This is a genomic window from Nostoc sp. (assembly GCF_036917375.1).
Taxonomy (GTDB): Bacteria; Cyanobacteriota; Cyanobacteriia; order Cyanobacteriales; family Nostocaceae; genus Nostoc.
The window spans coordinates 23,606-49,674 of record NZ_JBALDN010000024.1 but is presented as its reverse complement, the minus strand read 5'-3'; the positions used below and the strand labels follow the sequence as shown (position 1 = coordinate 49,674).

The 26,069-nt window shown below is 42.1% G+C and carries 17 protein-coding genes and 2 pseudogenes; 11 read left to right on the top strand and 8 right to left on the bottom strand.

Going from position 1 to position 26,069, the window contains the following annotated elements; translation table 11 throughout:
- Nucleotides 1-187 precede the first annotated feature (187 nt).
- A complete protein-coding gene (chlP, locus tag V7K45_RS06105; protein WP_335001389.1) occupies nt 188-1,408 on the bottom strand; it encodes a geranylgeranyl reductase in 1,221 nt (406 codons plus the stop codon).
- A gap of 347 nt (nt 1,409-1,755) precedes the next feature.
- Here chlP and yidD point away from each other — a divergent pair, with 347 nt between their 5' ends.
- On the top strand, nt 1,756-2,259 hold the full coding sequence (gene yidD / locus V7K45_RS06100) for a membrane protein insertion efficiency factor YidD (RefSeq protein ID WP_335001387.1): 504 nt from the start codon (nt 1,756-1,758) through the stop codon (nt 2,257-2,259).
- A gap of 95 nt (nt 2,260-2,354) precedes the next feature.
- Nucleotides 2,355-3,371 carry a sulfate/molybdate ABC transporter ATP-binding protein gene (locus V7K45_RS06095; protein ID WP_335001385.1) on the top strand — a complete coding sequence of 339 codons (1,017 nt, stop codon included), beginning with the start codon at nt 2,355-2,357 and terminating at the stop codon, nt 3,369-3,371.
- A 193-nt stretch (nt 3,372-3,564) separates the two neighbouring features.
- Here the strand turns inward: V7K45_RS06095 and V7K45_RS06090 are convergent, their stop codons facing one another.
- A complete protein-coding gene (locus tag V7K45_RS06090; protein ID WP_335001383.1) occupies nt 3,565-6,396 on the bottom strand; it encodes a pitrilysin family protein in 2,832 nt (943 codons plus the stop codon).
- Between the two features lie 401 nt (nt 6,397-6,797).
- Here V7K45_RS06090 and V7K45_RS06085 point away from each other — a divergent pair, with 401 nt between their 5' ends.
- Entirely contained in the window at nt 6,798-7,265 is a 468-nt protein-coding gene (locus tag V7K45_RS06085; RefSeq protein WP_334927108.1) for a hypothetical protein, read from the top strand.
- Between the two features lie 391 nt (nt 7,266-7,656).
- Here the strand turns inward: V7K45_RS06085 and V7K45_RS06080 are convergent, their stop codons facing one another.
- On the bottom strand, nt 7,657-8,133 hold the full coding sequence (locus V7K45_RS06080; protein WP_335001381.1) for a Uma2 family endonuclease: 477 nt from the start codon (nt 8,131-8,133) through the stop codon (nt 7,657-7,659).
- Between the two features lie 26 nt (nt 8,134-8,159).
- On the opposite strand from V7K45_RS06080, the gene V7K45_RS06075 reads away from it, so the two are divergent.
- A complete protein-coding gene (locus V7K45_RS06075) occupies nt 8,160-10,742 on the top strand; it encodes a YlcI/YnfO family protein (protein ID WP_335001379.1) in 2,583 nt (860 codons plus the stop codon).
- Between the two features lie 28 nt (nt 10,743-10,770).
- Here V7K45_RS06075 and V7K45_RS06070 read toward each other — a convergent pair whose 3' ends face one another.
- The 3 genes and pseudogenes from V7K45_RS06070 to V7K45_RS06060 all read right to left on the bottom strand — a co-directional run bounded on the left by V7K45_RS06070 (nt 10,771) and on the right by V7K45_RS06060 (nt 14,425).
- Nucleotides 10,771-12,837 (bottom strand): prolyl oligopeptidase family serine peptidase, encoded by a 2,067-nt coding sequence (locus tag V7K45_RS06070; protein ID WP_335001378.1) that lies wholly within the window; start codon nt 12,835-12,837, stop codon nt 10,771-10,773.
- 248 nt (nt 12,838-13,085) lie between these two features.
- A pseudogene (locus V7K45_RS06065) lies at nt 13,086-13,568 on the bottom strand (IS630 transposase-related protein); the annotation flags it as partial.
- Nucleotides 13,569-13,756: 188 nt separating this feature from the next.
- Nucleotides 13,757-14,425 carry a class I SAM-dependent methyltransferase gene (locus V7K45_RS06060; protein WP_335001376.1) on the bottom strand — a complete coding sequence of 223 codons (669 nt, stop codon included), beginning with the start codon at nt 14,423-14,425 and terminating at the stop codon, nt 13,757-13,759.
- A 128-nt stretch (nt 14,426-14,553) separates the two neighbouring features.
- Between V7K45_RS06060 and V7K45_RS06055 the strand changes: the two genes are divergently transcribed.
- Nucleotides 14,554-16,212, top strand: a complete 1,659-nt coding sequence (locus V7K45_RS06055) for an ArnT family glycosyltransferase (RefSeq protein WP_335001374.1) — start codon at nt 14,554-14,556, stop codon at nt 16,210-16,212.
- Nucleotides 16,213-16,396: 184 nt separating this feature from the next.
- Here V7K45_RS06055 and V7K45_RS06050 read toward each other — a convergent pair whose 3' ends face one another.
- Nucleotides 16,397-18,055: a hypothetical protein gene (locus tag V7K45_RS06050; RefSeq protein WP_335001372.1), complete on the bottom strand. Its 1,659-nt coding sequence runs from the start codon at nt 18,053-18,055 to the stop codon at nt 16,397-16,399.
- Nucleotides 18,056-18,704: 649 nt separating this feature from the next.
- Here V7K45_RS06050 and V7K45_RS06045 point away from each other — a divergent pair.
- The 6 genes and pseudogenes from V7K45_RS06045 to V7K45_RS06020 all read left to right on the top strand — a co-directional run bounded on the left by V7K45_RS06045 (nt 18,705) and on the right by V7K45_RS06020 (nt 25,767).
- Nucleotides 18,705-19,172, top strand: a complete 468-nt coding sequence (locus V7K45_RS06045) for a MarR family winged helix-turn-helix transcriptional regulator (RefSeq protein ID WP_094348154.1) — start codon at nt 18,705-18,707, stop codon at nt 19,170-19,172.
- A 162-nt stretch (nt 19,173-19,334) separates the two neighbouring features.
- Nucleotides 19,335-20,801, top strand: coding sequence for an HlyD family secretion protein (locus V7K45_RS06040; protein WP_335001370.1), 1,467 nt, complete (start codon nt 19,335-19,337; stop codon nt 20,799-20,801).
- 130 nt (nt 20,802-20,931) lie between these two features.
- The gene (locus tag V7K45_RS06035; RefSeq protein WP_335001368.1) at nt 20,932-22,191 is read left to right on the top strand and encodes an MFS transporter; all 1,260 of its coding nucleotides are present in this window, start codon (nt 20,932-20,934) and stop codon (nt 22,189-22,191) included.
- Nucleotides 22,192-22,361: 170 nt separating this feature from the next.
- Nucleotides 22,362-23,957 (top strand): DHA2 family efflux MFS transporter permease subunit, encoded by a 1,596-nt coding sequence (locus V7K45_RS06030; protein WP_335001365.1) that lies wholly within the window; start codon nt 22,362-22,364, stop codon nt 23,955-23,957.
- Between the two features lie 50 nt (nt 23,958-24,007).
- Nucleotides 24,008-24,325: pseudogene (locus tag V7K45_RS06025) on the top strand (Uma2 family endonuclease); the annotation flags it as partial.
- A gap of 407 nt (nt 24,326-24,732) precedes the next feature.
- Nucleotides 24,733-25,767, top strand: a complete 1,035-nt coding sequence (locus V7K45_RS06020; protein WP_335001363.1) for a transposase — start codon at nt 24,733-24,735, stop codon at nt 25,765-25,767.
- Here the strand turns inward: V7K45_RS06020 and V7K45_RS06015 are convergent.
- Nucleotides 25,738-26,037 (bottom strand): hypothetical protein, encoded by a 300-nt coding sequence (locus V7K45_RS06015; protein ID WP_335001361.1) that lies wholly within the window; start codon nt 26,035-26,037, stop codon nt 25,738-25,740. The two genes, V7K45_RS06020 and V7K45_RS06015, sit on opposite strands and share 30 nt — an antisense overlap.
- Between the last annotated feature and the right edge of the window lie 32 nt (nt 26,038-26,069).

Here is a 26,069-nt window from a genome sequence, read left to right as displayed (position 1 = left end):
CAAAATCTAAAATGGTATTAGCAAGTGGTATGTCTCATTAAATATGGTGAGTTTGTAGTAAGCACTTCAGTGCTTAAAAATCTAGGACTAAAGTCCTTACTACGAACTTGTTTACCCATCAATTTCAATTTGACATTCTTTCCAACCGACAAAATCGGGTAATTGATTTGTTGGAAGTGCCACTCAATTAAGGCGCAAGGGCATTACCCCGAATTAGACTACCAATGGTTTTGGCAGTAATCTTCAGTTGAGTGATGGGATTAGCTGGGACAACCGTTTTATACAGATAGCTATCGAATGTTAGCCGTTGTACATCGAGGTCATCGCACATTTCCACAAACGCCTCACGGGTAGCATCGGAACGATAGAACACGGTTTGCAGAATGTCCAGCACCTTGTAAGTGAGTCCGTATCTTTTATCCCAACGCTTCAGGTAAACCTTCAGGTCGCCTTCTGTAGGAATCCGGCTACCACTGTTAGATGCTTCAACAATGGTTTCGGCACACATCCGCCCAGATTTAGCGGCAAAATAAATACCTTCACCAGAGGATTTGGTAACATAACCAGCAGCATCTCCCACCAAAGCGATGCGACCGACAACACGACGGGGACGGGGATGTTCGGGAATTGGGTGGGCTTCAACTTTAATGATTTTACCGCCTGCCAACTTCTCGGAAGCACGGGCGCGGATACCAGCTTGTAACTGTTTGATGCTGGCTTTATTGATGTGCATTGTGCCTGTACCGACAGCTACGTGGTCATATTTGGGGAAAACCCAAGCGTAGAAATCGGTAGAAACGTCATCACCGACATACATTTCGGCGAGATCGTTATAGTAGGCCATTTTGTCTTCGGGTAAGCGAATTCGCTCTTGGAAAGCGATCGCATAATTGTAATCCCCAGCGTCCATTTCTTTGGCAACGCGGGAATTAGCCCCATCTGCCCCAATAATTAGATCCACTTTCAGAGTTTTGGCAATACCCTGTGATATCCCATCTGTGTGGTCAACGTAATGAATCGTATAGGGATCGGTATTGTTTCCTGGTATATCGAGTTTATGAACAGTGGCATTAATTAAATTTGCGCCTAGTTTGGCCGCGCGATCGCGCAAAAAGCCATCTAGCACTTCCCGGCGGCACATTCCTATATATTCATCTTCATTTATCAGATTGATATCAACCTCGCGATTGGAAGGCGAAATCATTTTCATCTTCCGTACCCGGCGATCGATAATCTCTGGCGGTAAGTCAAATTCACTCACCATACATAGGGGAATTGCACCCCCGCAAGGCTTCGCATTGTCTAGCTTCCGCTCAAACAGGTAGGTTTCAATCCCAGAGGCTGCCAGTGTTTCTGCGGCAGATGAACCAGCAGGGCCTGACCCAATAACAGCAACCCGTAGTGTCAAAGGTCTTTCTCCCAATCTTCACATTTACCGAGAGCATACTACCACGGTCTTTCTGGTGATTTGGCGGTTTACCGTCAGGTTTCTGCACAAATGCAATATTCCTTAATGTTTCGATACGAAGTGAACCTGGGGCATTGGGCATTGGGCATGGGGTATTGAGTATTTGGTATTGAGTATTGGGAAGAATAAAGAACAGGACTTACGCAAAATCATGAAAAACGAACCGCATAGATGCAAAGCGGCTTCTTGCAGGGTAGAAAGCAAGGAAATAAGAGTTTCAGAGAGCTTTTGCGTAAGTACTAAAGAATATTGGTTAGTGCCAATGCCCAATGCCCCAGTTATAAAATATGCAAATTTCCTTATTCGATTCTTTTACTAGACAAGTTAGTACTGCTGCGATTACTGGATATCAAAAACATATTTCTCCACACAAAGGTTTTACTTGTGCCCACAGAATATTATATGGCGGCGAATCTTGCTCTCAATACATTAAGCAGGTAGTCGCCAAGGAAGGGTTAAAAGCAGCTTTTGTTAAATCCCGCAAACGATTTCAAGCTTGTAAGCAAGCCAACCAAATTTTGCGAATGCAGAGCGAGAACTCAGAAGAATCCACACAGGATGAAGCGGACATGCAGCAACGACAAGCACGTGGTATTGCTCAAAAATCCTCATTTATTAGTAGCGACAATACTAACTGTTTTGATTGTGGCGATTTGGGCTGCAATTGTGTCGAGATCCTTAGCATAACTCCCGATTGTGGTTCCCTAGATTGTGGTGCTGCTGATTGCAGTTCCCTAGATTGCAGTGGTGTTGATTGTAGCTTCCTCGATTGCGGTAGTTGCGGTAGCTAAATCTTGTTCATCCATAAATAACGATATATGGTATATGTAGGACACAGTAATCCTACCAAGGATCTGTAGATTTAGTTGCAGAGGTTATAGTAGCAGTGGGTATAGTAGTTGAGAACGTCTCCAAACAATTTGGGAGTTTCAAGGCAGTTGATGAGGTTAGCCTAGAAATTAAGAGTGGTTCGCTAGTTGCGTTGCTTGGGCCATCGGGATCGGGTAAATCTACGCTACTACGGTTAATTTCAGGTTTAGAAATGCCTGATAGTGGCAAAATCCTGCTTACCGGTAAGGACGCTACATACCAAAGTGTGCAACAGCGAAATATTGGGTTTGTATTTCAGCACTATGCCCTATTCAAGCATCTGACTGTCAAGCAAAATATTGCCTTTGGCTTAGAAATTCGTAAGGCACAGCCAAAGAAAATTAAGGGGCGGGTAGAACAGTTACTCGAATTGGTGCAATTGAGTGGATTAGGCGATCGCTATCCATCACAACTTTCTGGCGGTCAAAGACAACGGGTAGCTTTAGCCAGGGCTTTGGCAGTAGAACCGGAAGTTTTATTGCTAGATGAACCCTTTGGCGCACTTGATGCTAAAGTCCGCAAAGATTTACGGGCATGGTTACGCCGCCTCCATGATGAGGTTCATGTTACCACAGTTTTCGTCACCCACGACCAAGAGGAAGCAATGGAAGTCTCCGATGAGGTTGTGGTGATGAATAAAGGACGTGTGGAACAGGTGGGCACACCATCTGAAATTTACGATAATCCTGCCACCGCATTTGTAATGAGCTTCATTGGCCCGGTGAATGTGTTACCCAGCACCTCGAAGATTTTTCAAAGTAGCGGGTTTGATACGCCACACCCACAAGTATTTTTGCGTCCGCAAGATGTGATTTTAGAAAAGGTTGCTAACGGTACAACTACGGCTGCGACAGTAAGCCGATTGATACATTTGGGTTGGGAAATTCAGGTGGAATTAACTTTCGATGACGGGCAAGTAGTGATGGCGCATTTAACACGCGATCGCTTTAATGACTTAGAGTTAGAACCCCTACAGCGAGTGTATGTAAAGCCAAAGGACGCAAAGTCTTTTCCAGTGTCTTATTCAATTTGAAGGAGGTAGTGTTTCGACTACGCGGCAGTTGAGCGTAGTCGAAACTCAACAACCAGGCAGAAGGTACGAGGTGATATTAGCCATCCTACTAAATCATTCGTAAACAATGAAATCCCCGACTTCTTTAAGAAGTCAGGGATTTTGTTATTGCGCTTTTTATCAATCAGATAAGATTGTTATGTATCTGAAATAATTAGCTACCTTTGGTTACACTATCTCCAGGCCCGGCGGTGACAATCACCAGATTTTCTGGCTTAATTAAATCTTCAATTGCCTGTTGCATATTAGCCATAGTGACTGCTTGTATTCTCTGAGGAAAGTCTCGGATTTCTGAGCGCGAAAGTCCCAAGACAGAATTATCCAAAATGATGCTTGATACATCACTAGGATTAGCTAAATCCACAGGGTAGCTATTGGTAATTGAGCGTTTTGCTGCGTTGAATTCAGCCTGAGTCACTCCTTGTTCTCGCAACTGTTTGAGTAAAGCTAGAGTACTGGCGATCGCTTTTTGGGCATCTCCAGGAGCAGTTTGCATTTGAATCAAGAACGGCCCAGGATTGATCCCAGCAGCAAAACCACTATATATACCGTAGGTTAGACCTTGGCGATCGCGCACTTCTGTACCCAGGCGGCTGGCTAAGGTATCACCACCCAAAATTTGATTTAGCACTAGTGCCGCATAATAACGGGGATCTTTCCGAGAGATGCCGTTATAGCCGATGTATGTGACAGCCTCAGCTTTACCGGGAATTACTTTATTTAGTTGTGTCAAAGTTTTCGGAAATGGTACGGTTGGTATTTTGAGAACAGGTGGCTTACCTGTGGCTTGCCATTTACCAAACACCTCATTTAGCAAAGCTTTTACCTTAGCTGGATCGAAGTCTCCCACTAAGGCGATCGTCGTGACATCCGGTCGGTAGTGTGTCTGGTAGAAACCAAGCAAATCATCACGAGTAATAGTCTTTAAACTCTCGGCTGTAGGAAAGCTGTGGAATGGATGATTTTCAGGGTAAATTGCCTGTTGGAATACTTGCCTTCCCAAACCTCTAGGGTCATCCAGTTGGACTTTCAGACTTGTCAATGCCCTTTGGCGACTTAGTTCTAACTGATCGGCCGGGAAAGTGGCGTTTTCTAACACATCTGCCAGAGTTTGAATCAATATTGGCAAATTTGCTGAAAGTCCCTCACCGCTGACGTTAACTCCCTCACGGCTAGCACTGAAGCTCAAACCGGCTCCCAGGTCTTCTAAGGTTTTTGCTAGGGTGAGAGCATTTTTAGTCTGCGTCCCATTCATTAAGTTGCTTGCAGTTAGATTCGCTAATCCAGCTTTTTGATTGCCATCAAATTCAGCACCAGCGTCAATTTGTCCGCTTAAGTTAATAGTGGGAAGATTGCGATCGCTCAACAGCAGAACCTTCAAACCATTCTTTAAGGTAAACTCTTCTGGTAGTGATTGTTTATTAGAATCTGTCTCTGATGTAGCAGGTGGCAAATATTTTGCTAGTTCTGCTGGATCTACAGGCTTACCAGGGCTGAAATTTTCCACCGTGCGTCCAGAACCAGCGCTAGAAGTTCCTGGTTTACCATCTGGTTGAGTTGGCTCAAAGAAACCGATGGTTTGTTGAGCCGGATTGAGATAAGTTTTCGCTGCTTTTTGGACTTGAGCAGGAGTCACTTTTGCGATCGCAGCCAGATACCTTTCGATAAAATGATAATCCCCTGCGATCGTTTGGTTATATCCCAGTTGATTAGCCTGACTAGTAATATCTTGATTACCCAAAATATACGAGGCTTGCAATTGCGTCTTTGCCCGCTTCAACTCTTCTGAGGTGACAGGCTGCTCTTGCAATTTTACTAAAGATTCCTGGAGTACCTGGGCAATTTTCCCTAGTTCTTGACCGGGAGCCGCCGTAGCATCAATTTCATACCAACCCGGTTCGATGAGTTCGGCGGCACCACCACTCACTGAACTTGCAAGTCCAGATTCTACCAAAGCCTGATAAAGTCGAGAACTACGTCCACCTGTAAGAATGGCATCCATCAAATCAATTGCTGGAACATCAGGATGTTTGATATCTGGCAGAGGATACACCGCTTGCAATAGTGCTGCACTTCCAGGTTGCTTGAGGACAATTGGTGCTTTTTTAGCAATAGGGGTAGACGAGGAAGGGTCAGCGATGGAATAAGATGCTAAGAAACGATCGAGTGCTCTGGTTGCATTATCAACTGCCTCATTCTGTAACCTCTGGTTTTTTGCTCGTTGCGATAACTTCCCAAAAGTTTTTTGGACAACTTTGAGTGCGGGTTTTGTGGCAAAATCTCCGGTAATCACCAACGTGGCATTTTCTGGGCTGTAGTACGTTTGGTAATAATTCCGTACCTGCTCCACCGTGAATTTCTCGACATCGGCTTTTGTGCCTCCCACCGATAAGCCATAAGCTCGATTGGGGAAAGCAGCCCGCATCACTGCCCGCTCCAGGCGATAGCCTGGTGAATTTTCGTATCCCTGTAACTCGGAGATCACCACCCGTTTTTCACTGGTGAGTTGTTCAGGCCCAATTAAGGAATTTTCCATGCGATCGGCTTCTAGTGTCAGCAGTGCTTCTAATTTGTCTCGCTGCACTGTCCCAAAGTAAGCTGTTTCGTCATAACTAGTAAAAGCATTGAACTGGCTACCCAAAGCACTAAACAACCGTCCAAACTGTACTGGACGGTCATTTGTACCTTTGAACATCAAATGTTCTAGCTGGTGAGAAATACCATTCTCTCCCTTAACCTCGTTGCGTGAGCCAACTTTATACCAAACTTGTACGCTCACCACAGGAGCAGTATGAACTTCTTTGGTTAGTACCGTTAAACCGTTGTCTAATACCGTTTTTTGCACTCCTTGGGTGAATGATAGGGCTGAGACAGGTGTGACTGCTGTTGGTGTTGCAGCATTAGTGAAATTGCCAGACATTGGCACGATAGTTAAAATAAGGCTGAGGAAAAATCCTAAAAGCATCATGTACGATCGCCGTTTCATAAGCAATACAAAATTTCCAATTTTAAAATAAAACCCCAAAGGGTATTTCAAAATTTAAATCTAACTCAAGTTGCTAGTTATTGAGAGAATAAGACAAAAATGAAATCAAAATTCGCTTAAAAGAAATGTGACAGAGGAAAATGATGTATAAACTTATTGCTGTACTACTTTTTTGCCCATAGCATATCTAGGTGCATTTGTTAAAACTACCCAAGGGTTATCAGGTTCGCAGATCGAACTTTTACAGAATATTAGAAATTATTGCAAATATATTAACAAGCATTGCAATGTGTTCCATTTTACACGATTGTAGTAATATTTACTTTTAAAATTGATTTGATACCTATTGTCATCCCATTTGGGTAAGTATCTCGGTCAAACTAGCAAAAACTTTTTTAGATATGCAAACAAGAAACTTAATTGGATCGTTTACATTAGGTATGCTGTTAACAGCAATACCTGTATTATCAGCTAATGCCTCAGAAGTAGTACCAAACTTATACCAGTTTCAAGGTAAGAACGTCAGCATTAGTTACTCAACGACAAGCTTTATTGGCAAGCCCCTTTTTACCTATAAAGATAAGCAACAGACATTAAACTTTCAAGGTACTGAGCAGATCCGTAGTGTAGAAACAGAAATTGGCACACTAGTAACTGTAACTATCCGTAAGACAGTAGATACTGGCAATACCGTGTTTACTTTGATCTTACCCCGTGTAAACCTTGGAAAAAGCAACTCTGCCGCAGTAGAAACTAAGGGAATCACAACAACAAACCTCTTTTCTGTGATTCCTAAATTCAACCAGGGGCAAAGACAAACTTATACGACAATCCATTTGACTGGTACAGCCCAAGCTGTCGCGTTTTAACTGCACAAGAAGGATAAAAATATTAAACTTCTTGCTCAGATCGAGAAAAGCGGTAATACTGTTCGGTTAAGGCAAGACGCGATGAATCGCCGTCTCTACAATAATCATTCTTTCGTAGAGACGGTGATTTATTGCATCTTTAATAATTTAGAATTTCGATCGAAAACCTTAACCGAACCGTATTGAGGGTGAAGGTAAATAATTGCTTGCTTTTACCATTATACTAAACTTTTTGTCAACGTTAATATTGTGTTATCTCTAAAATAGATGAGAATTTAAATTAAGAAAAGTTTATTTTTATGCAATTTTTAATTAAACATTATCAAAACTTTTAATATGCATTTTAAAAATAAGTAATTTAGGCGATCGCTCTCCCCCTTCTTCTCTACAATTACCGTTTAATTTGCTTAGAGAACTTAGGTACTAACAAAGATTGTCCTAATTCACCTTGCTCATTATAGAATTTAATTTGACCTTGTTCATTACATAACCATACTTCAATAGCTTGAGCTTCTAAATATAAATTTCTTTTAAATTCCATTTTTTCCAAAATGTTACCACTTGATTTGACTTCTACACAAATTTCTGGTGCAATAGAAGCTGATACTTCATCTTCAATTTGAGAAAATCTTTCTTCTGAACACCAGACAACATCAGCAACTTTCACACCGTCTGATGTGTTAATGGCACATTCTGGCATAACTTCTCCTGTATTCAAGAAAGATTCCAATAAACGTTGGATTCTTCCTTGATAAAAAGAATGTTTAATTTTGACTGGACTCATGACGATTTGACCCCATTTATTTAATTCGATTTTGAAGGGTAAATCTTGTAATTGTTTGTGTTCGCAAACTTCTTCCCATTTCATAATTAATATTTGCCTAGAGTGAGTGATTGAATTTTAACTCATCTATCAATATTAAAACTCACCCTCTGATTGCAGATAAAGAGAGTGGAAGCAAACTCAGTCTTACTATTTTATGGGCAGAATACAATAAATGGTATCCATATCTGGTTACACTCATTGCTATGGAACGCGAAGCCTTAACAATCTGTTTTCCGCCTGACTTGCTTGCAAAAGCCAGGAAACTCAAGGAAGGTAGCGAATCATTTAATGATTTAATAGTTAAGGCTTTAGAACGGGAAATGCGACACCGCCAGAGATGGGCTGCCGATCGCACCAAGGCTGAAAACCCCTTTGTTGGTGGCGGCAAGATAGGTGCATTGTTGAGATCGCACGATTGGTCGCAAACGCCTCTAGGGGCTGTCAACACCTGGTCGGACAGCCTAAAAACAGCTGTGCAGATCCTATTCACAGAACTAGATCGAGTCCAGCAGCTAGAATCCGACCGGCTAGCGGAGCGCATATCAACAGATACCTTGCGTCAAGCTGCTCAAGCTGATGCGTTTCGAGTCAAGCTCACTAATGCGCTACGCCCACTGACTGACGCTAATGAGATTCAGGCGATCGCTGCCCGCATTCTGGGCGAGTCTCTAGGCGCAAGCCGCGTTATTTACATTGAAGTGTTACCGGACGGCAAGGAGGTCATCGTTCATAAAAACTACACGAACGGCGTTGCTGAACTGAGCGGGCTGTACCATCTAGAAGACTTTGGGCGCAACCTGACAGATGACCATCGAGCGGGGCGAACGGCGATCGTTCCCGATGTGGCCAACTACTCTAAATACACAGCCAGCCAAAAGGCAATATATCAAACGATTGATATTGCTGCGCATATTGATGTGCCGCTGATCAAGAACGATCAATTTGTCGCGTTGCTGGCGGTGCATCAGGCAAACCCTCGTGCGTGGACAGAAGACGAGGTGTCCTTGACGGAAGAAGTAGCCGAGCGCACTTGGGCAGCAGTCGAACGCGCCCGCGCTGAAGCAGCCTTACGCGACAGTGAAAACCGCTTCCGCATGGCGATCGAAGCTGCTCAATTAGGCACTTGGGACTGGAATCTGATTACCAATCAATTGATTTGGGATGAGGGTTGCAAAGCCATGTTTGGCTTACCAGCAGAAGCCGAGAGCAGCATTGAGGTCTTTTTTGCCGGACTGCACCCTGACGATCGCGAACGACTAGAACAGGTGGTGCAATGGACTTTGAACCCAAAAAGCAGCGGCAAGTATGACGTAGAATATCGCACGATCGGGATTCAGGATGGGGTTGAACGGTGGATTGCGGCCAGAGGACAGGCTTACTTTGATGCTGCCGACAATCCACAGCGCTTTGTCGGCACTGTACTCAATATCACTGAGCAAAAACGCATTCAGGCAGAACGAGAACAACTCTTTGCCCGCGAACAAGCTGCAAGAGAGACAGCCGATCGCGCCAACCGGATCAAAGATGAGTTTTTAGCGGTGCTGTCCCATGAATTGCGATCGCCTCTCAACCCGATCTTAGGTTGGACGCAGTTACTACAAAACGGCAAACTGAGCGAAGCCCGTAGAACCGAAGCCTTGAAAATTATTGAGCGCAATGCCAATTTACAGACGCGACTAATCGAAGACTTGCTCGACATCTCGCGGATCATGCAGGGCAAACTCAGCTTAACAGCGGCTCCAGTCAGGTTGACCTTTGTGATTTCTGCCGCCGTTGAAACAGTGCGTTTGGTAGCAGAAGCAAAAAATATTGCGATCGCTCTCGATCTTGACTTTGAGATCGCTCCGATTTTTGGGGATGCAGCCCGTTTGCAGCAAGTGGTGTGGAATTTGCTTACCAATGCGGTTAAGTTCACACCCAACGGCGGACAAGTGACCATTGAACTGCGCCAACTTGATGGGCTAGCTCAGATTCAGGTAATCGATACTGGCAAGGGTATCAATCGACAGTTTTTGCCCCATGTCTTTGAGTATTTTCGGCAAGAAGACGGCTCAACGACACGCAAATTTGGCGGGTTGGGATTGGGGCTAGCGATCGTGCGACAAATTGTAGAAATGCATGGAGGCAGGATTACAGCAGAAAGTCAGGGTGAAAATCAAGGCGCAACCTTCATCATCCAATTGCCCCTCATGCAGCAGGCAACATCAATGCCTGCGGCAAGAGCAAAGCTCAACGCATCCGAGCCAATCCACACACAGACAAAAACAGAAGTGCTTTTAGACAGCGTTCAAATTTTGCTGGTGGATGATGAACCAGATACCCGCGAGTTTCAGGCATTTGTGCTATCACAAAGCGGGGCAAATGTGACAGCCGTCGCTTCTGCCTTAGAAGCTTTGCAAGCTTTAGAGCAGTTCGCTTTTGACGTGCTAGTGAGTGATATAGGTATGGCACAGATGGACGGCTATATGCTGATGCAGCAGATTCGATCTCGCCCACCGAATCAAGGAGGAAACATTCGAGCGATCGCACTGACCGCTTATGCCGCAGAAATTGACCAACAAAGAGCACTTCAGGTAGGATTTCAAACTCACATTACAAAACCTGTAGAGCCAGAGAAGTTAGTGAGGGCGATAGTTAGTTTAGTCGCATAGGGTAGGCAATGCCCACCCGACAAAGTTGCTAAAATTTCACATCTAAAGCACGTACCAAAAAAGCCCATTTATCTGCGGCTTCTTCGATAATTTTAGCCGTGGGTTTACCCGCACCATGTCCGGCTTTAGTCTCAATTCTAATTAGGGTTGGCGCATCACCTGTGTGAGCCTCTTGCAAAGCGGCGGCAAATTTGAAACTATGAGCAGGAACAACGCGATCGTCATGATCGGCTGTGGTAATTAAGGTTGCTGGGTAAGCTGTATTTGGTTTGATGTTATGTAATGGCGAATAAGCATACAGCGCCGGAAACTCTTCTGGATTATCCGCAGAACCATATTCGGAAGTCCAAGCCCAACCGATGGTAAATTTGTGGAAGCGCAACATATCCATGACACCGACTGCTGGTAAAGCTGCACCAAACAAATCGGGACGTTGCGTCATACAAGCACCGACTAATAAACCGCCGTTACTACCACCTGCGATCGCTAGCTTCTCAGTTTTAGTATACTTGTTAGCAATCAACCACTCAGCAGCGCCAATAAAGTCATCAAAGACATTCTGCTTTTTATCCTTTATTCCTGCTTGGTGCCATTCTTCGCCGTATTCTCCACCGCCGCGAATATTAGGCATAGCATAGACACCACCCATCTCCATCCACACCAACAGACTCACAGAAAAGCTAGGTGTCATTGAAGCATTAAAACCACCATAAGCATAGAGATAAGTAGGGTTATTTCCATCTAATTTAATACCCTTTTTGTGCGTAATAAACATTGGTACTCTAGTACCATCTTTGCTGTGATAAAAGACTTGTTTTGTCTCGTAATCATCAGGATTAAAATCGACCACTGGTTGACGGAAAATCTCACTTTTTCCTGTCACCATATCGTAGCGATAAATAGTGCCTGGTATGGTAAAGCTGGTAAAGCTATAAAAAGTTTCAGTATCATAACGCTTGCCCCCAAAGCCTCCAGCTGAACCGAGTCCGGGTAGTTCTACCTCTCGAATAAATGCACCTTTGAGGTCAAAAATTTTGATTTGACTGTGAGCATCTTTGAGGTAATCTGCAACGAACTGATTATTAAGTATACCGACACTTTCCAGAGTCTCCGCAGATTGAGGAATTATTTCTTGCCAATTTTCTAGTGTAGGGTTTTTGGTATCAATCGCAATAACTCTTCCCCGCGGTGCATTTAAATCTGTGCGAAAATAAAAGACGCTATCATCATTGTCTATAAAACTATAATCTGCCTCAAATTGGTTAATTAGTTCTACAACTTCCGCATTAGGGTTAGTTAAATCTTTGGAAAAAACTAAATTTTTAGAGTCAGTCCCTAGCCAAATCGAAATTATTAGATAGCGCCCATCTTCAGTAACACCACCGCTAAAACCCCATTCCTTTTGGTCAGGACGATGATAAATTAGTACGTCTTCTGATTGGGGTTTACCTAGCTGATGATAGTATAGCTTTTGATAATAGTTGACATCTTCTAATCGAGTTTTTTCATTTGGTTCATCGTAGCGACTATAGAAAAAACCTTGACGATCGTGTGTCCAAGATGCGCCAGAGAATTTAATCCACTTCAGATGATCTTGAAGGTCTTCACCAGTTTCAACATTGCGTACTTTCCACTCTTGCCAATCAGAACCGAAGGAAGATAGACCATAAGCTAAAAGCTTACCATCCTCGCTAATCGATAATCCCGAAAGAGCAACAGTGCCATCTTCTGAGAGTTTATTGGGATCGAGTAAAACTTGGGGTTGGTCGTCGAGGGTTTTCAAGGTGTAAAGGACACTTTGATTTTGCAGTCCGTCATTTTTGAAATAAAAGTAGCGATCGCCTTCTTTAAAAGGAATACCATATTTTTCATAATCCCAAAGTTTGGTAAGGCGCTGTTTAATTTTTTCCCTAGCAGGAATTTCACTCAGGTAGCCAAAAGTAACTTGATTTTGTGCCTCAATCCAAGTTCTTGTTTCTTCGGAATCAGGATCTTCTAACCAACGGTAAGGATCTGCGACTAAAGTACCGTGGTAATTATCAGCTTGATTGCTCTTATGGCTGGTTGGATAAGTGAGATTTTCAGAAGAAGGCATAGTCTTAGGTCAAAGTGCTTCTTTACATACTACAAAGATAGACCCAAGACTTGGGGCAATACTACTCGGGTTTTGGATTTTGAACTTAGAATTGGGTTTGGGGAAAAGGTTAAAGGTTAAAGGTTTTTTCTTTGCCTTTTTCCCTTGCCCTTTTCCCCAAAACCCGACAAGTATTGAGACTTGGGGTATATAGCAACCGCCAGATTGGTTAGGACGATAAACTGAGGACATGCTCTATGGCTTCTCGTATAGTCGTCTCGATGATTCATACCTGACTCATCCGCGTAAACAATCTGTTCATTTTTAAGGGTGGCTAGCTGTTCGACAAAGGCTTGGCGTAATTGTTCATCTCTTTCACGGTAGCCGTAGGTCTTTTTTTTCGCGTAAACCCAATCTTCTTCAACCCACGTGATATTGTGCGTTAGCGTAGCTCGCCGAAGGCATCGCTGATCTCTTCATCCCACAACTCAGCCATTTCTAGCTGGGTTTTATCGCCATAGGTTTCGGCAAAGGCTCGAAACTTCTCCCAGTCAGCGATCTTGTTATTCTTGCCCCAATGCTCACTTACTTTGGCTTGGAAGTCCCCCGTCTGAGCTTTACGTCGCAACCATAAATTAGTGGTGTTGCGGAAGACAGTTAAAATGTTCGCTGGCTTCACAGCGCTTCATGCCATTGAGTTCGCTCGCCTCAATAACTTTTTGGCGCAGGTCGTAGCTGTAGGGTTTGGGCATGACAGAAATAGGACGGAAAAGTGGAAGGGCTTTTCTATTCTATGTCCTAACCATGATGGCGGCTGCTATATATACAAAAGTATTTTAATTTTGAGAAGGTAAGTAAGTTCGTAGTAAGGACTTTAATCCTTATTTTTTAAGCACTTTAGTGCTTACTACAAACCCTTTTGTACTAGTGAATATTTGACTTAACTGCGGTAAGCTATAACGGCATAAAACGGATCTCCTCCAGCTGCACCCAACCACTGTAAGATATTCGGTAATGTTGATTTATGAGCTATAACTTCTGCGGTTGTAAAACCTGGGACTGAGGCGAAATAAGCTTTGACTAATTCTACTCGCTGCGCCTCTGAAGCTTCCCGCCACGCTTGAATCGCTTTTTCAAAAAACATTCGGTTAGAAAAGCTGATAATTGCAACACCACCGGGTTTCAAGATGCGGTAAATCTCGGAAAATACTGCTTCTGGATATTGCATATATTGCACAGATACGCAATTGAGAACAGCATCAAAATCTTCGTCTGGTAAAGGTAGCTGCGGATTTTCGTTAAGATTTTGCACAAAGTAATGATTTAAGCGGGCATTACGTGCTAGTTCCTCAGCGTTGAGTCCGTGTCCCTCCACATGGTCAAACTGCATCTCTTCTGGTAGATGAGACACCCAACTGCTCATCATATCAAAAATGCGGGTGTCTTGTACTGAGCGTAGCCGAAGTATGGGTTTGAGGCGATCGCGATATAAATCCGTTAGCTGTTGAATAAATCCTTCATCGACATGGGTGACGAAGCGAGGATAGGCGTAGAATAGTTTATCGTCTGTGTCATCTAATTTCAGGCGCTGATTCGGTCTTAACTGCATAAATCTCTGTTTTGGAGTACTGTTTGCGAAATTTGCGGCAATTTCAGATATTTTTTCACAAACACTATGTAACATATTTTAATAACAGCAGGATACCTAAATAGCAGTATTCAATTTTTATCAATTCAATGTTATATAAACTACACTTCTTGCAGCATATTTGGCGACAAATCCGCCTAATCGCATCATTACCCTATTTGAGTTTATTAGTTTGGATACTGCCCTTATTACTATTTACTTCTGGACATAATAGCCTGATGGCACATGATGAAGCGCTTTACGCATCACGTGCCCGTCTGATGTTTGATTCTGGTAATTGGATAGCTCCTTGGGAAACAGCACATCATAAAACTCCTGGGCCTTATTGGATAATTGCCAGTTTCTACAAGCTGTTTGGTATCAGTGATACTAGTGCCCGTCTTCCTAGTATGATTGCTGCCATTTTTAGCTTGTGGCTTGTGTATGAAATTGGCAAAATTATGCTAGGCAAAAAATTAGGTTGGCTAGCTGCTGCAATTTTAAGTGTGGAATTTCTCTGGCTGCAATACTCTCGCTTAAGTACACCTGATGTACCGATGGTTCTCTTGGTGCTTTTAGCTATTTTGTCTTTAATCAAAACGGAATTACATCCCAAATATCGCTACTGGTGGAGTTTTCTAGCTGGTTTCAGTTTAGGTTTAGGCTTCTTAGTTAGAAGCTTTATGATTTTTTTGCCAATCATAGCTTTATTACCTTATTTAATTTGGGAAAATCGCCGTCATCGTCATCTTACTAACCCAATTTTATATTTAGGTTTTTTCGTAGGTTTAATACCTACCTGTGTTTGGCTGTGGTTAAGCTGGCTGCACTACGGAAATAGTAGTTTTGAGGAGTTACTCAAGTTTGTTGTACAACTAAGTTCTGAAGAGCGGGAGTATAATGGACTACTATTCTATGTCTGGAGTATTCCTGCCAATGCATTTCCTTGGGCTTTTTTCGGACTTGTAGGTTTATTTTTAACTCTCCGTCATCCCATTCCTCGTTATCAGTTAATATTAGTTGGCTTTCCACTTGTTTTATTTATAGAAATTAGTATTTTTAGCACTCGTTTATCTCACTATAGTCTTTGCCTTTATCCGTTCATCGCTTTGTTTGCATCTGTAGGTTTAAGTTGGTTAGGCAATATTTACCAGACAGGAATTCCCCCACAGTTCCCCCTTCAAAAAAGTAAAAAAAACATATTGAACATTTTTGCAAGAAATAATCTTCCCCGAAACCTCAGTTATGCCTTGGGTGGATTAGGTGTTTTACTTGTTATAGCAAGTATTGGCATTTTTAGTTGGGGTAGTTCTGATATCCGCAAGTATGCAAGTATTGGTTTGGCTATGGGCTTGGGTTGGTTAATTTTACCTGTGGTGTGGATTGCTCGTTACCACTTTGACAAAAAGTTTCTCACAGCGCGTTATTGGATTGCAGGTTGGTTAATTCCCTGTTGGCTGGCTTTGGCGGCGATAGGTAGCATCGGTCTGTTAAGTGATTATAACTCTGGGTTAAAAACTTTTTTACAACAAAGTGCGATCGCTTCAATTCTCCAATCTCATCCTACGTACTATGTGGAGATGGACGCTAAAACAAAAGTATTGCTTAATTTCTATCTTCCTACTCGCCCTCAACCAGTAGTCTCTATTTCGCAAGTACCTACTTTGAGCTATGCTTGGATCTATGCTAACCAGTCCTCTCAATTATCTCGACCTCACCGCATTATCGGCGCTGTCAAAGAGTACCAGTTAATTCAAGTTCTTCCCTAAGACATTAGACCTCTTGCAAAAATGTATTTTTGCAAGAGAGGGAAGAGGGAAAAGGGAAAAGGTTAAAGGTTAAAGGTTAAAGGGAAAGGATTTTGAGTTTATTTACCCTTTACCCCCGCCCCTTATCCCCAGAGGGGGCCCCACCTTCCCCTTTTCCCCCACTTTTGCAAGAAGTATATTATATTCAAGTCTTCCCTAATGCTTTGATACATTCTGTTTTGAGAAGAACTAAATTATCAGTCTCAAAAACTGCACAAGAGTTAATTAATGTTGCTAAAACAGGTAAAGCCTTTTGTAAATTTACGTTCGCTTGTTGTGCCGCTGGCTGATATTGTTGTAGCCAAGTGTTGTTAGTTATATATTCTGGAAAGAATGCAGAACGTTCTAATAACCAAAAAGTTACGTGGTATTTTTGAATAAAGTCTTTAATCTGATTAATATCATCAGTATATTGGGCATTAATCAGGTCAATCATCCGCTGGCGAAATTGAGCGTAATATTTTGTATGGATCGGTAATGCATATTCTTTACCCGCCAAAATTGTTCTTTGAGCAAAGATGGGTATGTTATCTGCTTCTTGGGAAGTAGAGGCTATGACAATATTTTGTGGTTGCTTTTGCAAAAAATTATATAATGTTGGGGCTTGACCTGCTAAATAAGGGGTTTTAGGAAAAACTTTTAAGCTACTAGGGTACAAAACAAGTCCTGCACCAAGGATCGTAATAGTCCCCAAGATTAAAATTTGTCTGCCATTTTGTCTCGACCATCGAAATGTAGCATCTAAAATTAAGGTAATAGAGATTGCTGCTGCAATAGCAAGTACTATCTTAAAAGTATGATGGGTGTAGCGGCTAGGCCAGTGCAGTTTAAAAGCTAAGGCATGGGCAGTAAAAAACATGATTAAACTAGCTATTACTACCTGTAGTAATAGTTTGACTTCATCTTTTACTTGTTTGGTTAGAAGAAAGTGAGACTGGAATTTCAGGATAATTGGTAATAATAAACCAAATAATAGTTGAGGAGGTGCAATTAAAGCAAAAAAACCGCTATCTCTACCATCAAACCAAAAACTAATAATATTATGAGTAAAATACCTGAATCTTCCTCCATCCCAGTACTCTGGCATCGTTCTCGCAACAGCAGCAGTAATTGTCGGGCCAAATTGTGATGATTGAATAGTATAAGGTAAAATTAGGATGCCAGCAGTTATAGTGGCTGCTACAAATAAAATAAAATCTTTTCGGTTATGATAAATAGTTATTCGCCCATTCTGCCAACGAAATAATCTCAAAAACAAAATTAATAAAGTAATAAAACCTATGATAGGGTATATTAAACATTGAAGCGCAAATACAATTAATATACCAAATATAGAAGACCGGATTAAATAATATATAAAAGCTAAAACCAGGGGATAAATAAAATCTCTAGGAGTAGCAGAAAATAGGTCATCATGAAGGCAAAGGCTTTGATTTAAAAGTAAAGAGGCGATAAACCCTGCCATTGGTACTGGCAATATCTCCATACAAACTACAAAACAATAGCTAGTTGTAATTACTCCCAGTACTAATGGAAAAATTTTGCTAAATAAAATTGGATCTATATTTAAAGCTGCAATTATTTTATAAACAAGACCATACCCAATTGGTGTCACAGACTGAAAATAATCAGCAATTAAATCCCCAGGAAATAAATCTGGGTTAAAGTAACGATAGATCCAAGAAATATATTCCCGTGCATCGTCGCTCACTATATATTTGCTGGTGAAAGCTTGTCGCAGCCCCATAAAAATATAACTAACAGCAAAAGTTAGACTGAGACTGTACCAAAAAATAACAGTCAATCTCGATTTATTTTGTCTGCTTTTTTGAGTAATAGGTGCTGTTAAAAATTTTTGTAATTGTGAAATTAGCATTGTACGCGTCTATGTCTGAATAAATTATGTTAATTAGGAAAATCAAAAGCTTTTTTCAATTTTTATGATTGTACAATCTTCAAGTACTGAGTGGTCATTTATAAAGCCAATAATTCTAGTAACACTCTGTTTTTTACCCATAACGAAAGGTCATGAAAGCTGTACTGTCTGGATTAAAAGGATGGGGTGTCGCTTACCCATGCAAGATTTCAGCTAAAACTTGTGCAATGTGCTGGGTTTAATGTGACAAATCATCGTAGCCGTTCAGGGGTATACCGAGAGAACGATCGCTCCATTCTCAATATGTGCAAATTGATAAGAAAACCCAAGTAATATTCGATTTATATCTTCCCATTCATGCCCAACAAGTAGCCTCTATTTCGCAAATACCAGTTTTGAGCTATGCTTGGATCTATGCTGACCAGTCCCCTAAATTACCTCGGTCTTACCGCATTCTTGGTACAGTAAAAGAGTACCAGTTCATTCAAGCTCTTCCCTAAGATAGATGTAAAGTAACTATTGCTAAAAAAGATTAGTTTAGTTATGATATTACTACGCACACTAAGTATTTTGCTAAATGGTTTCTACATCTAATCACTCCCCAACCTTAGAGTCGTGGCAGCAAAATCTGGCACCATATAATTTGGGCTATAGAATCAAATTAGTTTCACAACTGCTGAGTCGCAAGTTTACTGAGAGGCTAGAACCCTTTGGACTGACTCCATTTCACTGGTTAGTGTTGTGCTGTCTTTGGCAAGAAGATGGTTTACCTACTTCTAGCATTGGAGACAAACTCAAACAAGTGGGAGGGACTTTAACAGGCGTACTAGATCGGATGGAAGAACGCGGTTTGGTGCGTCGAGAACGCGACACTCAAGATCGGCGCATCTGGCGCATCTGGCTAACGGATGCAGGTAAGGAACTAGAAGCTGTTTTGCCGCCAATCGCCGCAGCCGTGCGTGATGAAGCAATGGACGGTATTTCCTTTGCCGACCGAGAACTGTTTTCCCAAATCTTGAATCGAGCGATCGCTAACCTGTCTTAAAGATGATTTCATAATCACCCGACCGGGGGAGGCAGTGTAAAGATTTATTTTGAGATAATATTACGCATACTAAGGAAATAAGAATTTTTTTCAGGGAATATTACGCATTCTAAATAAACGACTATCAATCAAATATCAGAACGACTAAGCGAGGTAACAATCATGGGTGCTAACACATCTAACGGACGCAACGGACACAAGAGCATAATTTTAGAAAAAGAAGTGATTCCTGATTTAGAGAGTTTAGAAACTGTTACCACAGATAGATCCACAACAATAGAAGCACCTGTTGTAACTCCTGAGATCGAGAAAGAAGTTCCACCGAAACGGAAAAGACCGACTGGTTTAATTTTGGCAGGATTAGGTGTGGGTGCGATCGCCGCAGGTACTTTTGGTTTTCACTACTGGCAATACGCCTCCACCCACCAGGAAACAGACAACGCCACCGTAGCGGGAAATATTCACCAAGTTAGTAGTCGCATTCCCGGAACAGTAAGTGAAGTGCTGGTGAATGACAACCAACTGGTGCAACCAGGACAATTGTTGGTGAAATTAGATCCACGAGACTATGAAAGTAAGGTGCAACAAGCACAAGCCGCCCTCGAAAATGCTCGCGGACAGGCGCAGGCTGCCCAAGCAAATATTGCTTTGAGTTCACAAACCACCACTGGTAAGACAACCCAAGCGCAAGGAGATGTCAGTGGTGCAGTAGCAGCAATTTCTACAGCCCAAGCAGCAGTACAAGAAGCTCAAGCTGGGATACCAGCAGCGCAAGCTGAAGTCAGACTAGCCGAAGCAGGGATTCCTGCCGCTCAAGCGCAGGTAGCGCAAGCAAATGCAAATTTGGAAAATGCCCAAGCAGATTACAATCGTTACAACCAGTTGTATCAATCAGGTGCGATCGCTCGTCAGCAGCTAGACGCATCCAAGGCCGCTTTTAACGTGGCTACAGCACAAAAAAACGCCGCGATTCAGGGAGTACAACAAGCTCAAGCCAAGTTAGCTTCCGCCAAAGTTGGTGTCGCCAAAGCCCAATCTCAATTAGCACAAGCGCAAGAAAATGTTACCAACGCCCAAGCTAAATTGGCAGCATCTAAGGGAGGATTGCAACAAGCTACCGCAGGCGGACAAGATACCACAGTCAAACGTAGTCAATACGAAGCAGCAAAAGCAGCGATCGCCCAATCAGAAGCATCGCTAAAAGACGCGCAATTGCAACTATCCTATGTAAATGTTACCGCCCCCAGTGCCGGACGGGTAGGTAGAAAAAACGTGGAAGTTGGCAACCGCGTCGCAGCAGGAACACCATTAATGGCGATCGTCGATAACAACTATTGGGTAGTTGCGAATTTCAAAGAAACTCAATTAGAAAAAATGCGCCCAGGTGAGCCAGTAGAAATCAAGCTAGATAGTTTCCCTCACCACACCTTTATCGGTCGTGTTGATAGTATTTCGCCAGCTTCCGGCGCTCAGTTTGCCTTATTGCCACCGGATAATGCTACAGGTAACTTTACTAAAGTTGTCCAACGCATTCCCGTAAAAGTAGTTTTCGACCAAAAGAGCATTCAAGGATACGAATCGCGGATTACTCCTGGGATGTCTGCGGAAGTTGCAGTAGAAGTCAAGTAATACCAAATTGGCTTAAAACAGATGAAAAACCTCTTTCTGCTTATGACATTCTCCTACATCTAAAGAGAGGCGTATAGAGATGAGGTGAGATGATATTTATGAAAGCAGATTGGTATAAAGCAAGCCTGAGATGAAAAAACCGCTACTACCTGCATTAAGGTCAAGAAACTACCAGCTGTTTTTTGCCGGACAAGGTATTTCCCTAATTGGGACGTGGATGACGCAACTTGCCACGATTTGGCTAGTTTATGACTTGACAAAATCCCCATTAATGCTAGGAGTTGTGGGATTTTCTAGTCAAATTCCTAACTTTTTTTTAGCTCCCTTTGGCGGAGTATTTGTAGATCGCTTTTCTCGGTATCGTACCTTAATTGGTACGCAAGTCTTGGCGATGATTCAATCGTTAACATTAGCAGCGCTGGCGTTAACTGGAGTGATTGAGGTATGGCAGATCATCGCCTTGAGCTTGTTTCAAGGATTTATTAACGCCTTAGATGCGCCAGCCCGTCAAGCTTTTGTGCCAGAATTGGTCGATCGTAGAGAAGATTTAGCCAATGCGATCGCGATTAATTCTACGATGGTTAACGGTGCTAGATTAATTGGCCCTGCGATTGGGGGTTTATTAATTGCTGGCGTTGGAACTGGCTATTGTTTTTTAATTGATGGTTTAAGCTACGTTGCTGTAATCGCCGCTTTATTGGCAATGAAAGTTAAACCTTGGAAAAATTCGGTAACTGATGGTAATCCCTTACAAAAAGTCAAAGAGGGATTTGTATATGCCTTTAGCTTCCCACCCATTCGATCTATCTTGTTGCTATCAGCTTTAGTCAGCCTGATGGGACTGCAAAACACTATTCTTGTCCCAGTTATTGCCGAACAAGTTCTCAAAGGTGGTGCAGAAAGTTTGGGTTTTTTGATGGCGGCTTCTGGAGTTGGAGCCTTAACTGGTGGTATTTATCTAGCTACCCGCCAAACAATCTTAGGAATTGGTAAATTGATTGCTTTAGCACCAGCAATTTTAGGAATTGGTTTAATTGGCTTTTCATTGTCTCGATTTTTACCACTCTCTTTATTTACCATGTTATTTGTTGGCTTAGGAACAATTCTCCAGATTGCTGCCAGCAACACATTTTTACAAACCATTGTTGAAGACGATAAACGTGGGCGATTGATGAGCTTATACACAATGTCATTTTTGGGAATGATTCCCGTGGGTAATTTATTAGGAGGTTTACTAGCAAGTCATATTGGCGCTCCCAATACTTTAATTATTGATGGAATAACTTGTATTTTAGGGTCAATTATTTTTAGCAGACAGTTACCTGCTTTAAGGAAAATAATGCGTCCAATTTATGAGCAAAAGGGGATTATTACGACTCAAGAAGTTTAAGATAAATAACCGTATTTAAATTTATATTTATGTTAACGAGGCCTTCTATAGTAATTATTTTTTAATTTTTAGCGTTGCTGATTCAAGCTCACGCAGAGGCAGAGAACATATTGGTATAAGATTTAATAATAAAGTTTTTTGCTACTTAACCTTGAAACTGGAACAAAGTTATGGCTAATACAGGTGTAATTCGTCAGCAAGGGCAAAATCCTGCTTTACCACCAGAGCGTGTACCGCTAAAAACTTGGATTGGTGTATTAGCCAGTATGCTTGGTGCATTTATGGCGGTATTGGATATTCAAATAACTAATGCTTCGCTGCAAGATATTCAAGCAAGTTTAGGAGCAACTCTCGAAGAAGGTTCTTGGATTTCTACCGCGTATCTCGTAGCAGAAATTGTGGTAATTCCTCTAACAGGCTGGTTATCACGGGTGTTTTCATTGCAGCGTTATCTGTTAGTGAATACTGCACTATTTATTTTCTTTTCTATATGCTGTGCTTGGGCATGGGATCTTAATTCCATGATTTTCTTTCGCGCCTTGCAAGGTTTTAGCGGAGGAGTTTTAATTCCCACCGCTATGACGGTTGTCTTAACAACTTTACCCCAATCTAAACAATCAGTTGGATTAGCGGCATTTGGGTTTAGTGCAGTTTTTGCACCTTCAATTGGGCCAACTTTGGGAGGTTGGTTAACAGAAAATTTTGGATGGGAATACAACTTTTATATAAATGTAATTCCAGGGGCATTAATGCTGGCTGGTGTTTGGTATGGAATTAAACAAGAAAAACCCCAAATTAATTTACTCAAACAAGGCGACTGGTGGGGAATTATTGCGATGGCTATTGGCTTAGGTTCCCTACAAGTTGTTTTAGAAGAAGGTAGTCGCAAAGATTGGTTTGGTTCAGCATTAATTGTGCGCTTAAGTGTAGTTGCAGTAATTTTTTTGGCGATATTTTTCTTTATAGAATTAACTCGGAAGCAACCATTTATTAATTTACGGCTTTTATCTAGGCGGAACTTTGGTTTAGCCAGTATTGTTAATGTGTCGTTGGGAGTAGGATTGTATGGTTCAATTTATATTTTACCGTTGTATCTCGCTCAAATTCAAAAATACAATGCTCTGCAAATTGGTGAAGTACTAATTTGGGCTGGTATTCCCCAACTGTTTATTATTCCCCTGATACCGAAACTGATGCAACGCATTGACGTGCGTTTCATGGTAGCTTTTGGTGTGACTTTGTTTTCCATCAGTGCATTTATGAACTCTGGAATGACTAATGAAACAGGGTTAGATCAATTACGCTGGTCGCAATTTGTGCGCGCAATGGGACAACCCCTAATTATGGTGCCGCTTAGTTCTATTGCGACTGCTGGTTTGAGTCCGAAAGAAGCAGGTTCGGCAAGTGGTTTATTTAATATGATGCGGAATCTGGGCGGTTCTATTGGAATTGCTTCTTTAGCAACTTTATTAGCAAATAGAGAGCAATTTCACTCGAATAGATTGGGTGATGGAGTATCTTTATATAACCCAGAAACTCAACAGCGAATTGACCAAATGACGCAGTTTTTTGTCAGTAAAGGAGCAGATTTAAGTACAGCCCAAAATCAGGCGATCGCATCTATATCCAACATCGTCCGTCGAGAAGCATTTGTAATGGCTTTTAACGATTGTTTCTACTTTATTGGTATTGCATTATTACTCAGTGGGATTGCTATTTTATTCCTCAAAAAGGTGAAGCCAACGGGTGGCGCTGTCGCTCATTAGATTTGTGTTGTATGGGTTAAAATGTTTGATAAAACTACTAAGGTACTAAAATGGTCATTAGCCAAAATGAGTACTATATCTCCCCAGAAGAATATTTAGAAGGCGAGAAAGTAAGTGAAATCAAACACGAGTACATTGATGGGCAAGTCTACGCAATGGCAGGAGCAAGTGATGCTCATGTAACTGTAGTAGGAAACTTGCTTGTACTGCTGCGAAACCATCTCCGGGGTAGTGGTTGCCGTGTCTATATGTTAGACATGAAAGCACAAATCGAGGCTATAAATCGCTATTTTTATCCCGATATGATGGTGACTTGTGATACACGAGATAAAGAATTTGAATATTTTAAATGCTATCCTTGCTTAATTACTGGACTTTAGACTAAAGATGAGCGATCGATAAGTGAGAGGGTGGGCAAAAAATAAAGGGATGCCTGTAATCACAAGCACCCTAGTAACGGAAGATGAAAAAAGCACAACCAATCTTCATCTATCGTTATGGATGTTTTTGCACAACTGAAGGAATTTCGTCAAGCAGTATACGAATGTTTATGTCGGGCAAAGGATGCAACATTTGAACTGATGGATGCAATATTGCTAACACGCAATGCGTACAGTCTGGGGGATTTATCAATGTGCCCAGTGTTCCGTCGTCAATGGCCAAGTATTTATGAGGCAATACAGGATACCAGACCGCAGCGCCAGAAGCTGATGGGACTATATAGTAAAAAGATACCAAAACAAGAACGTATTGTCCTCGCAGGAGACCATACCACATGGGTCTTGCACCGGATGCGCCAACGCTTAGGGAAAGAACCTATGAGCATTATACTCAAGGTGGAAGAGGAGGTCGTCCCATCACCCCTGGGTACGGATACAGTAGTATTGCCTGGATACCAGAAACTGAAGGGAGTTGGGCATTACCACTAAGACATGAGCGAATTACAAGTTGGGAAAATCCCATAGATAAAGCTGTATGGCAACTAAAGCAGGTGTGTCAGCATTTACCATCACGACCAATCACATTATGGGACAACGAATATGGATGCGCGCCATTTGTGATCAAAACTGCTGACATTAATGCAGATAAACTGATGCGGTTGCGCTCAAACTTGTGTTTATGGGGAGAACCACCACAGTACTCAGGCAGGGGGAAACCACGTGTACACGGAGATAAGTTTAAACTCAACGATGCCAGTACCTGGTCAGAACCGACCCAAACCATTGAACAACTTGATGCCAAACTGGGTAGAGTCAGAATTCGCCTCTGGACAACAAAGCATTTTCGTCTTTCTCCACAGCATCCGATGTCTATTATACTGGTTGAAAGGCTGCAAGAAGACGGCTCCCCACGTGTCAACAAACCCATGTGGTTAGCTTTTGTGGGTGAAGAAATGCCGCCTTTGTCTCAACTGTGGAAACTTTATTTACGACGCTTTGCGGTTGACCATTGGTATCGGTTTATTAAACAACGCTTGCATTGGACACTACCAAAGCTCTCTACTCCCCAACAGTGCGACCGATGGAGTGACCTCATGCCACTCATGACTTGGGAGTTATGGCTGGCTCGTGATCTTGTCAGTGATAATCCCCTGCCGTGGCAGAAACAGATGACTCAATTCACGCCTGGACGGGTTGCACAAGCGATGCCTGGGATTTTGGTCAGAGTTTCTACTCCTGCCAAACCACCAAAACCACGAGGTAAATCCCCTGGTTGGAAGACCGGACAACCCCGACAGCGTAGAATTCGCTATCCAATGGTTAAAAAGCGTACTACTATTTCACGTAAAGCCGCCGAAAAAACTGCTTGATTTCTGATTTTTTAATTTTTTGGCTTTGCTTGTTTTCAACTCAGTTTCCCTGAGTCCTTTTCTGCTTTTTAGTCTAAAGTCCAGTAATAAAAAACGAGAACCTATTCCTCGTAAATCAGATGGTATTACATAAGTTGGTATATCAAAAATCCATCCTATACCTGCCCATACAGTATTTTCAGAACGTTCCCAGACTACTCTTGTGTATCCCCCATTCATGTGAAAAATCACTCTTACAGTTTCTCTGGCTAACAGAAATATTTCATTCATTACAATACAATTATTCTGTTTTGATGCTTTTT